Raw genomic sequence first — 10,236 nt, forward strand, 5'->3', positions numbered from 1 at the left:
CGATGCGCTCCGCCTCGGCCGCGCCCACGGGCCTGCCCGTGAGGATCAGGTCGAGCGCCCGGCTCATGCCGATTAGCCGTGCGAGCCTGATCGTCCCGCCGTCGACGAGCGGCACGCCCCACCGGCGGCAGAAGACGCCGAAGGTCGCGGTGTCCTCCATCACGCGGAGATCGCACCAGAGCGCCAGCTCGAGGCCGCCCGCGACGGCGTAGCCCGAGACGGCGGCGAGCACGGGCTTGCCGAGCCGCATCCGCGACGGGCCCATCGGCCCCTCGCCGTAGGGGCGGGGGTATCTCCGCGGAGCCGCGGCGGCGGCCTTCAGGTCGAAGCCCGCGCAGAACGTGCCGCCGGCGCCCCAGAACACGGCGACGCGCGCCGCGCCGTCACGCTCGAACTCGCGGAATGCGGCTCGCAGCGCGGTCGCGGTGGGCGGGTCCACGGCGTTGCGCCGGTCGGGGCGGTCGAGGATGATCGTCGTCACCGGGCCGTTCGTCTCGCGTCGCACCGCCGGTCGCTCCATGGCTTGCGTCCTCCCCGGCGCTCATGGTACACATCCGTCGTCCCTGCGCTGCACGTGATGCCGGAGGGAAGTTTCAACCTCGGGCATACAACGGGAGCTGTGAAAGAGGGTGGTGCGCAAGCCCCTCTCGAAGGGGAAGCCTGAAGCCCTCCGAATAACGGCGCCCACCTGGTCATACCAGGTTCGAAACACCGTCGGCACACGGCAGAGGCGGGGATTTGACTCCTCCGCTTCGCGCCGCCTATACTGCTGAAATGCAAGAAGTTTGGTTCAGCCTCGACGCGATCTTCGCCATCCTCGGCCTCGTCGTCGGCTTCGTCCTGCACAAGTGGTTCAGCGAGCGGAAGGTCGGCGAGGCCCAGAGCCGGGCCGACACGCTCATCAGGGACGCCGAGCGCGACGCCGAGAACCGCAGGAAGGCGGCGGACCTCGCCGCCCAGGAGTCCGCCCTCAAGGCGCGCATGGCCGTGGACGAGGAGACGCGGCGGCGCGAGCGCGACTTCCAGCAGACCGAGCAGCGCATCCTCGCGAAGGAGGAGGAGCTCGCCCGGAAGCTCGACCAGCTCGAGCGGCGCCTGAACGAGTCGGCCGGCAAGGAGCGCGACCTCGGCAGCCGCGAGCGGGCGCTCGGCGAGAAGGAGAGCCGCCTGGCGAGCGCGGTCGAGGAGCAGAAGCGCAAGCTCGAGACGATCGCCGGGCTCACGGCCGAGGAGGCCAAGCGCCAGCTCCTCGCGCAGGTCGCCGAGGAGGCGCGGCGCGAGGCGCAGCTCCTCGCCATGCGGCTCGAGGAGGAGGCGCGCGAGACCGCCGACGTGAAGGCCAGGGAGGTCCTCGCGACGACCATCCAGCGCCTGGCGCCCGACTACACGGTCGAGACCGCGGTCTCGGTCGTGGACCTGCCGTCGGACGACATGAAGGGGCGGATCATCGGCCGCGAGGGGCGCAACATCCGCGCGCTCGAGCTCCTCACGGGGGTGGACCTCATCGTGGACGACACGCCCGAGGCGGTGCTGATCTCCGCCTACGACCCCTACCGCCGCGAGATCGCGCGCCGCGCGCTCCAGATCCTGGTCGCCGACGGCCGCATCCACCCGGCGCGCATCGAGGAGGTCGTCGAGAAGGTCAAGAAGGAGATGGAACAGCACCTGAAGGAGGAGGGCGAGAAGGCCTGCTTCGAGGTCGGGGTGCACGGGCTGCACCCGGAGCTGGTCAAGCTGGTGGGCCGCATGAAGTTCCGGACCTCGTACGGCCAGAACTGCCTGCAGCACTCGAAGGAAGTCGCCTGGCTCGCGGGGATGATGGCGGCCGAGATCAAGGCGGACGTGAAGCTCGCCAAGCGCATGGGGCTCCTCCACGACATCGGCAAGGCCCTGACCCACGAGCAGGAGGGCAGCCACCCGGAGCTCTCGCTCCAGGTGCTGACCAAGTACAACGAGTCGCCCGCGGTCATCAACGCGGCGCTCTGCGGCCACGAGAACGTCGAGCCCGAGACGGTCGAGGCGGTGCTGGTCGAGGCGGCCGACGGCATCTCGGCGGCGCGGCCGGGCGCCCGGCGCGACGTGCTCGAGTCCTACATCAAGCGCCTGGCGAAGCTCGAGGAGATCGCGATGTCCTACAAGGGCGTCGAGATGTGCTACGCGATCCAGGCCGGGCGCGAGCTGCGCGTGCTGACCAAGGCCGACATCGTCTCCGACCTCGACGCCCACCAGCTCGCCAAGGACATCAGCAAGCGCATCGAGGCCGAGATGCAGTACCCCGGGCACATCAAGGTGGTGGTCATCCGCGAGACGCGCGCCGTCGAAGTGGCGAAGTAACCCATGAACATTCTGATGGTCGGGGACGTCTACGGCGAGCCCGGGCGCCAGGCGATCGCGAAGCTCCTGCCGCGGCTCCGCCGCGAGCACGCGATCGATTTCGCCGTCGTCAACGTCGAGAACGCCGCGGGCGGCTTCGGCGTCACCGCGCCGATCGCGCGCCAGATCCTCGAGGCCGGCGCCGACGTGATGACCTCCGGCAACCACATCTGGGACAAGAAGGAGATCGTCGAGTACATCACGAAGGAGAACCTGCTCCTCCGGCCCGCGAACTTCCCCGCGGGGACGCCGGGCGTCGGCCACGTCAGCGTGAAGTGCGGCCCCCACCGGATCGCGGTGGTGAACCTCATGGGGCGCGTCTTCATGCTCCCCATCGACTGCCCGTTCCGGCGGGCCGACGAGATCCTGCCCGAGCTCCGGAAGGAGACGCCGATCATCCTCGTGGACATGCACGCCGAGGCGACGAGCGAGTCGCTCGCGATGGGCTGGTACCTCGACGGGCGCGTGAGCGCCGTCGTCGGCACCCACCGCCACGTGCAGACGGCGGACGAGCGGGTGCTCCCCGGCGGCACCGCCTACATCACCGACCTCGGCCTCACGGGGCCGACCGACGGCGTCATCGGCGTGGACCGCGACCAGATCATCCAGCGCTTCCTCAACCAGATGCCGATCCGCTTCGAGACCGCCAAGGGCCCCGCGGCCCTGCAGGGCGCCGTCATCGCCGTCGACCCGGAGACGGGTCGCGCCTCGGAGATCCGCCGCCTTCGCGTCCCCGCATGAGCTGCGAGCGCGCGTGATCCTCGACGGCAAGGCGGTCGCGCAGAAGGTCCTCGGCGAGGTCAAGGCGGGCGTCGAGCGCCTGCGCGGGGCCACCGGCGTCACGCCGACGCTCGCGGTCGTGCTGGTCGGCGACTTCCCGCCGTCGAAGATCTACGTCGCGAACAAGATGAAGGCGTCCGACGCCGTCGGCATCGCGACGCGCGACCACGTCCACCCCGAGGGGCTCTCCCGGGAGCGGCTGCTGGCGCTCCTGCGACGGCTCAACGACGACCCCGCGGTCCACGCCATCCTGCTCCAGCTGCCGCTGCCGGAGGGGCTCGACGAGGACGAGGCGATCCGGGCGATCGCTCCCGCAAAGGACGTGGACGGCCTCCACCCGGAGAACCTGGGCCAGCTCCTCGCCGGGGCGCCGACGGTCGTGCCGTGCACGCCCGCGGGCTGCCTGGAGATCCTCGACCACTATGGCGCGAAGCTCGAGGGCAAGGAGGCGGTCGTGGTCGGCCGCTCGCGCCTGGTCGGCAAGCCCCTGGCCCAGCTCCTCCTCGCCCGCCACGCGACGGTCACGACGTGCCACACGCGCACGCGGGACCTCGCCGCGCACACGCGGCGCGCCGACGTCCTCTGCGTCGCCGCGGGGCGCGCGCGGATGATCACGGGCGACATGGTGAAGGAGGGGGCCTGGGTCATCGACGTCGGCATGAACCGGCTCGAGACGGGCAAGCTCGCGGGCGACGTGGACTTCGACTCCGCCGCGAAGCGCGCCGAGGCGATCACGCCGGTGCCCGGCGGCGTCGGGCCGATGACGGTCGCGATGCTCCTGAAGAACACGCTCGCCGCGGCCGGCCGCCAGCTCGGTCAACGATGACCGGGGAGCGCGCGGTCCTCACCGTCGCGGAGCTGACGGAGCGGCTCCGCGCGACGCTTGAGGAGCGCTTCCCGGCCGTCTGGGTCGAGGGCGAGATCTCGAACTTCCGTCTCTACGGCTCGGGCCACGCCTACTTCACGCTAAAGGACGCCGAGGCGCAGCTCCGCTGCGTGCTCTTCAGGAATCGCGGGCGGCGGATCAAGTTCGAGCCCGCCGACGGTCTCCACGTCATGGCGTTCGGCTCGATCGAGGTCTACGCCCAGCGCGGCGAGTACCAGCTGGTCGTCGAGCTGCTCGAGCCCAAGGGGCTCGGCGCGCTTCAGCTCGCGTTCGAGCAGCTGAAGCAGCGCCTGCACGCCGAGGGCCTGTTCGAGCAGGCCCGCAAGCGGGAGCTGCCTCGGTTCCCGAAGAAGATCGGGATCGTCACCTCGCCGAGCGGGGCGGCGATCCGCGATATGCTCCGCGTGATCGGCCGGCGCTTCGGCGAACTCCACATCGTCATCGCGCCCTGCCGCGTGCAGGGGGAGGGCGCCGCGGAGGAGGTCGCCCAGGGGCTCCGCGACCTGAACGCCCTCGGCGACGTGGACGTCATCATCGTCGGGCGCGGCGGCGGCTCGCTCGAGGACCTCTGGGCCTTCAACGAGGAGACCGTCGCCCGGGCGATCGCCGCCTCGAAGGCGCCCGTGGTCTCGGCGGTCGGCCACGAGGTGGACTTCACGATCGCCGACTTCGTCGCCGACCTGCGCGCGCCGACGCCGTCGGCCGCCGCGGAGCTGGTCGTGCGCGAGAAGCAGGCGGTGGTGGGGGCGCTGGTCGAGCTGCGCGAGCGGCTCGAGCGCGCGGCGGCCCGTCCGCTCAGGGACCTCGAGCGGCGCGTGGACGACGTCACGCTGCGCCTCCGCCGCGGGATGCACGCCGAGTGGCGCCACGGCGCCCACCGGGTCGAGCTGGCCACGGCGGCGCTCCACGCGTCGAGCCCGGTCGCGCGCGTGACGCACGGCCGTCACCGCCTCGAGCGCCTCGAGGGCCGCCTCCGGAACGAGATCCGCCACGCCCTCGCGCGCTCGCGCCACCGCCTGGGCGAGGCCGTCGGCCGGCTCGACTCGCTCTCGCCGCTCGGCGTGCTCGGCCGGGGCTACAGCCTCACGCGGACCGCAGAGGGCCGGATCGTGCGCAGCGCCCGGCAGGTGACGGCGGGCGACGACGTCAGCGTGCTGCTCCACGAGGGCACGCTCGAGTGCCGCGTGTCGGCGGCGAAGGAGCGCGATGACCGACCTCGCGTTTGAGGACTCGCTCGCGCGCCTCGAGCAGATCGTGAGCCAGCTCGAGGGAGGCAACCTCCCGCTCGAGCAGTCGCTCAAGGTCTTCGAGGAGGGGATCGCCCTCGCGCGGCACTGCGCCAAGTATCTCGAGGACGCGGAGCGGCGCATCGAGGTCCTCACCAAGGACGAGGGCGGCGCCCTCGGCACCAAGCCCTTCGCCTGGGAGCCCGAAGGAGAGGCGTGAGCTTCGATCTCCAGGCCTACCTCGCGGAGCGACGGGCCCTCGTGGACCAGGCCCTCGAGAAGTTCCTGCCGCCCGAGGACGCGCCGCCGCCGAGCGTGCACCGCGCCATGCGCTACAGCGTGCTGGCCGGCGGCAAGCGCCTCCGGCCGATCCTCGTGATCGCCGGGGCCGAGGCCGTCGGCGGCGCGCCCGACGCGGTCCTGCCGACCGCGTGCGCGCTCGAGCTGATCCACACCTACTCGCTGATCCACGACGACCTGCCGGCGATGGACGACGACGACTATCGCCGCGGGCGGCTCACCAGCCACAAGGTCTTCGGCGAGGCGATCGCGATCCTCGCCGGCGACGCGCTGCTGACGCTCGCGTTCCAGCTCGTCGCGGACAACGCGGCGCTCGTCCCGGACCCGCGGGTGCTCCGCGACGTCGTCGCCGAGATCGCGGGCGCCGCCGGCACGTTCGGGATGGTCGGCGGCCAGGTGGTGGACATCGAGTCGGAGGGGAAGACGGTCAGCGCGGCGACGCTCGAGTACATCCACCGGCACAAGACGGCGGCGCTCCTCCGCGCCTCCCTCCGCGTCGGCGCGCTCCTGGGCGGCGGCGACGCGCGCGCGGTCCAGGCGATCAGCGAGGCGGGGGGCGACCTCGGCCTCGCCTTCCAGATCGTGGACGACATCCTCGACGTGGAGGGGAGCCTCGCGGAGCTCGGCAAGACGGCCGGCAGCGACGAGCGCAAGCGGAAGGCGACCTACCCCGCGCTCCACGGCCTCGACGCCTCGCGGCGGCAGGCACGGCTCCTGGTCGAGCGGGTGAAGGAGCGGCTCGGCGCGTTCGGCGCGCGCGCGGTCCCGCTCCGCGCGCTCGCCGACTACGTCGTCGAGAGGAAGAACTAGCGTGTCCGCGATCTCCGGCGTCTACGCGCGCGAGATCCTCGACTCGCGCGGCAATCCGACGGTCGAGGTCGAGGTGCAGCTCGAGTCCGGCTCGTGGGGGCGCGCGGCGGTGCCGTCCGGCGCCAGCACCGGCAAGCGCGAGGCGGTCGAGCTGCGCGACGGCGACAAGCAGCGCTACGGCGGCAAGGGCGTCCGCCAGGCCGTGCGCACCGTCGAGGAGACGATCGCCCCGGAGATCGAGGGGCTGGAGGCCTCCGAGCAGGCCGGCATCGACCAGGCGCTCCTCGAGCTCGACGGCACGCCGAACAAGTCGGGGCTCGGCGCCAACGCGATCCTGGGCGTGTCGCTCGCCGTCGCGCGCGCCGCCGCGGACGACGCGGGGCTGCCGCTCTACGCCTACCTCGGCGGCGTCGGCGGCCGGCTCATGCCGGTGCCGATGATCAACGTGCTCAACGGCGGCGCCCACGCCGACAACGGCCTCGACTTCCAGGAGTTCATGCTCGTGCCCGCGGGCGCCGACAGCTTCTCGACGGCGCTCCGGATGGGCGCCGAGGTCTTCCACACGCTCAAGGCGCTGCTCAAGGAGAAGGGGCTCGCGACGGGCGTCGGCGACGAGGGCGGCTTCGCCCCGGCGCTCACGAACAACACGGTGGCCCTCGACCTCCTCGTCGCCGCGATCGAGCGCGCGGGCTACCGCGCGGGCGAGGACGTCATGCTGGCGCTCGACCCCGCGGCGAGCGAGTTCGCCGAGACGGGCGGCCGCTACCGGCTGCGCCGCGAGGGCGTCACGCTCTCGAGCGAGGAGATGATCGCGCGCTACGCGGCGCTCGTGGACCGCTACCCGATCGTCTCCATCGAGGACGGCCTGGGCGAGGACGACGTCGCGGGCTGGGGCGCGCTCACGCGCACGCTCGGCAAGCGCGTCCAGCTCGTCGGCGACGACCTCTTCGTCACCAGCCCCGCGATCATCCAGCAGGGGATCAAGAACGGGCTCGCCAACGCCGTGCTCGTCAAGGTGAACCAGGTCGGCACGCTCACCGAGACGCTCGAGGCGGTCGAGCTCGCCAAGCGCGCGGGCTACGGCACGGTCATCTCCCACCGCTCGGGCGAGACCGAGGACACCTTCGTCGCCGACCTCGCCGTCGCCGTGAACGCGGGCCAGATCAAGACGGGCTCGGTCTCGCGCGGCGAGCGGACGGCCAAGTACAACCAGCTCCTCCGGATCGAGGAAGAGCTCGGCAACGCCGCGTCCTGGCCGGGGCGCTCCTTCTACACGCGCGTGGCCCGGTGAGCCCGCCCGGCGTTTCCGCGGGCCGCCCCGTGCCGCGGCGCGAGCGCCTGGGCATGGCGGCGGTGCTCCTCCTCGCCGCCGGCCTCGCGGTCTTCGGTGTCCGCGAGTCGTTCCGCGTGTGGCACATGCGACAGGAGATCCGCACCCTCGAGCGCACGACGCAGGACCTCGCCGGCCGGCAGAAGCAGCTCGAGGCCGAGGCCGCCCGCCTCCGGACCGACCCGGGCTACATCGAGAAGCTCGCGCGCGAGGAGATGGGCATGGTGCGCGAGGGCGACCGCGTTCTGAAGTTCCCCTCCCAGCAGCCGCCCCGCTGACCCACGCCCCCGTGGACGCGTTCGCGCAGTGGTTCTGGGGCACCGGCGGCTTCTGGCTCGCCGCGTTCTGGGCGGCGCTCGTCGTCAACGGCCGCGCCGTGGTGAAGCTGCTCCTCGACTGGAAGGGCATGGCGACGACGGTCCGCTTCGTCGAGGACGCGTACGCGCGGCTCGACGCGCTCCCCGACGAGGCCCGCCTCGAGCGCGACCCGGCGGCGCCCGTCTTCGTCCACCTGGTCCCCGCCTTCCAGGAGCCCGGGATCGCGGCGACGCTCCAGGCGCTGCTGGAGGCGCGCTACCCGCACGGCAAGCTCCACGTCGTCGTCGCGGTGAAGGAGGCCGAGGAGCAGGCGCCGCATCCGGCGATGGGCGTCTCCACGGGCGAGCTCGTGCGCCGCTTCCGCGAGGGCCTCCCGCCGTGGCAGCAGAAGCGGCTCTCGCTCGTCGCGCTGCCGGGCGAGGGGCGGAAGGCCGCCCAGCTCAACTGGGCGCTCCGCCCCGAGGTGCTCCGCGGGCTCCTCGGCGGCCGCCACGACCCCGCGCGCATCTACGTGGGCGTGAGCGACGCCGACTCGATCCCGGACCCGAACACGCACCGCTGGATCGCCGGCGAGGTGCTTGCGGGGCGGGGGAGCCTCGCCTACCAGGGCGTGACGCTCTCCCTCGCCAACTTCGACCGGCTCGACGCGCGCGGCCGCGTGTGCGCGATCCAGCAGTCGTCCATCTTCACCCGCGTCTCGATCGCGCGGCTCATCGGCGAGCGCCGGCGCGTCGCCTGGTTCGCGCACCTCCGCGCGCGGGCGCCGCGGCTCGCGCGCCTCGCGCGGCCGGCGTTCGACCTCGGCTTCCGCCGCTCGCAGATCTGTCTCGGCCACCACGAGTTCGCGCGCCTGGACACGCTCGAGGCCCTCGGCCTGTTCCCGACCGCCGGCGCGACCGAGGACTCCACCCTCGGCTACGCCCTCGGCGCCGAGGGAATTCTCATCGCCGCGCTGCCGCTCGTCGAGCTGGTGGACCTGCCCGAGACGAAGGAGAAGCTGATCCGCCAGAACGCGCGCTGGTACAAGGGCGTGCTCGACGACGTGCGCTTCCTCGCCGCGACGTGGCGGCGGCACCCGAGCGCCTTCAACCTCGCCCAGCTCTGCCGCCACGTGGGCAACAAGGTCGTCGAGTGGCCCGTCGCCGCCGTGCTCTATCCGACGGTCGGCTTCCTCGGCTGGCACCTCGCGTACCGCTTCGCGGCGCACCCCGTGTGGTTCGTGCTCGGCGTCGCGCTGCCCTCCGTCTCGCTTGGCCTCAGCGTCTGGGTCGGCGGCATCGTCACGCAGGAGCTGATCGAGAGCCTGACGCCCTACTTCCCGCGGCCCGTGAGCGTGGCGCGCACCACGCTGCGCGCGAAGTTCTGGGGGACGTTCCGGTGCCAGACGTACTGGCTCCTCACGACGCGCGGCGCCTGGCGCGTCCTCTGGGCGCTCGCGCGGACGGGGCGCTTCGAGCCGGCGAAGACGGACCGCGTCGCGCGCGCCGCGTAGGCTTGACAGAGGCCCGAGGGAGATCGAGACTATCGGCAATAACCTCCCCACATTTCCTGGGCAACCAGGACGGTGGGAGCTTCGCCCCCGGCGTTCTGCAGAACGCCGGGGGTTCTTCTTGTCTGTTCCCCCGCGCGTCGCCGTCTTCATTGACGGAGCAAATGTCTATCAGGCCTTCACGGTCGCATTCGGCTCGGCGAGGTACGCGCCAGCGCGATTGGCCGTCGAACTCGCGGCGGGTAGGCCGCTCGTCCGGACTGGGTTCTACATCGCCGCAGTCCCGCAGGATATGGACGCGCACCTCTATGCCGGTCAACAGAGGTTCTTGGCGCGTCTCCAGACTGAGCCGGGACTCACGGTGTGGACCGGGCGGATGGCGCGGAGCGGCGGTCGATGGTACGAAAGGGCGTGGACGTGAAGATCGCCACCGACATGGTGGCTCTCGCCTACGCTGGTGAGTATGATGTGGCCATTCTGGTCAGCGGCGACGGGGACCTGGCCCCGGCAGTCCACGAGGTTCGCCGGCTCGGCCGGCGGGTCGAGAACGCGATGACTCGAGCACGCAGATCCTGGCACCTCGGTCGGGAGAGCTCGTCGTTCAGGCTGATCGATCGCGCGCTCTTCGATCGGGCGCGCGTCGCCGTGGAGACCTGAGCGATGCCCGGGAGCTACTGGCAGGCAGCACTCGACCGGATGCTGAAGCGCGTGGACGTGATGGGCC

At 72.1% G+C, this 10,236-nt stretch carries 11 protein-coding genes and 1 other RNA gene; 11 read left to right on the top strand and 1 reads right to left on the bottom strand.

What is annotated here, in order from left to right:
- The coding region (locus tag VKG64_02645) for a crotonase/enoyl-CoA hydratase family protein (GenBank protein ID HKB23927.1) at positions 1 to 520 on the bottom strand (520 nt) is incomplete at its 3' end.
- 37 nt (positions 521 to 557) lie between these two features.
- Between VKG64_02645 and ssrS the strand changes: the two genes are divergently transcribed.
- The 11 genes from ssrS to VKG64_02700 all read left to right on the top strand — a co-directional run bounded on the left by ssrS (position 558) and on the right by VKG64_02700 (position 10,169).
- Positions 558 to 741: non-coding RNA, 6S RNA (gene ssrS / locus VKG64_02650), on the top strand.
- Between the two features lie 33 nt (positions 742 to 774).
- Complete coding sequence (gene rny, locus VKG64_02655; GenBank protein ID HKB23928.1) at positions 775 to 2,334, top strand: ribonuclease Y; 1,560 nt, start codon at positions 775 to 777, stop codon at positions 2,332 to 2,334.
- Between the two features lie 3 nt (positions 2,335 to 2,337).
- Positions 2,338 to 3,114: a TIGR00282 family metallophosphoesterase gene (locus tag VKG64_02660; GenBank protein HKB23929.1), complete on the top strand. Its 777-nt coding sequence runs from the start codon at positions 2,338 to 2,340 to the stop codon at positions 3,112 to 3,114.
- Positions 3,115 to 3,127: 13 nt separating this feature from the next.
- On the top strand, positions 3,128 to 3,979 hold the full coding sequence (locus VKG64_02665; GenBank protein HKB23930.1) for a bifunctional 5,10-methylenetetrahydrofolate dehydrogenase/5,10-methenyltetrahydrofolate cyclohydrolase: 852 nt from the start codon (positions 3,128 to 3,130) through the stop codon (positions 3,977 to 3,979).
- Positions 3,976 to 5,265 (top strand): exodeoxyribonuclease VII large subunit, encoded by a 1,290-nt coding sequence (gene xseA, locus VKG64_02670; protein HKB23931.1) that lies wholly within the window; start codon positions 3,976 to 3,978, stop codon positions 5,263 to 5,265. The genes VKG64_02665 and xseA overlap by 4 nt, the downstream gene beginning before the upstream one ends.
- Positions 5,246 to 5,485: an exodeoxyribonuclease VII small subunit gene (locus VKG64_02675; GenBank protein HKB23932.1), complete on the top strand. Its 240-nt coding sequence runs from the start codon at positions 5,246 to 5,248 to the stop codon at positions 5,483 to 5,485. Before xseA ends, VKG64_02675 begins: the two co-directional genes overlap by 20 nt.
- Complete coding sequence (locus VKG64_02680; GenBank protein ID HKB23933.1) at positions 5,482 to 6,375, top strand: farnesyl diphosphate synthase; 894 nt, start codon at positions 5,482 to 5,484, stop codon at positions 6,373 to 6,375. Before VKG64_02675 ends, VKG64_02680 begins: the two co-directional genes overlap by 4 nt.
- Before the next feature lies 1 nt (position 6,376).
- Positions 6,377 to 7,666 (top strand): phosphopyruvate hydratase, encoded by a 1,290-nt coding sequence (gene eno, locus VKG64_02685; protein HKB23934.1) that lies wholly within the window; start codon positions 6,377 to 6,379, stop codon positions 7,664 to 7,666.
- A complete protein-coding gene (locus tag VKG64_02690) occupies positions 7,663 to 7,983 on the top strand; it encodes a septum formation initiator family protein (protein ID HKB23935.1) in 321 nt (106 codons plus the stop codon). The genes eno and VKG64_02690 overlap by 4 nt, the downstream gene beginning before the upstream one ends.
- Positions 7,984 to 7,994: 11 nt before the next feature.
- The gene (locus tag VKG64_02695; protein HKB23936.1) at positions 7,995 to 9,515 is read left to right on the top strand and encodes a hypothetical protein; all 1,521 of its coding nucleotides are present in this window, start codon (positions 7,995 to 7,997) and stop codon (positions 9,513 to 9,515) included.
- A 393-nt stretch (positions 9,516 to 9,908) separates the two neighbouring features.
- Entirely contained in the window at positions 9,909 to 10,169 is a 261-nt protein-coding gene (locus VKG64_02700; protein ID HKB23937.1) for an NYN domain-containing protein, read from the top strand.
- Positions 10,170 to 10,236 lie beyond the last annotated feature (67 nt).

The sequence above is a fragment of the Candidatus Methylomirabilota bacterium genome (assembly GCA_035260325.1).
Lineage (GTDB): Bacteria > Methylomirabilota > Methylomirabilia > Rokubacteriales > CSP1-6 > AR19.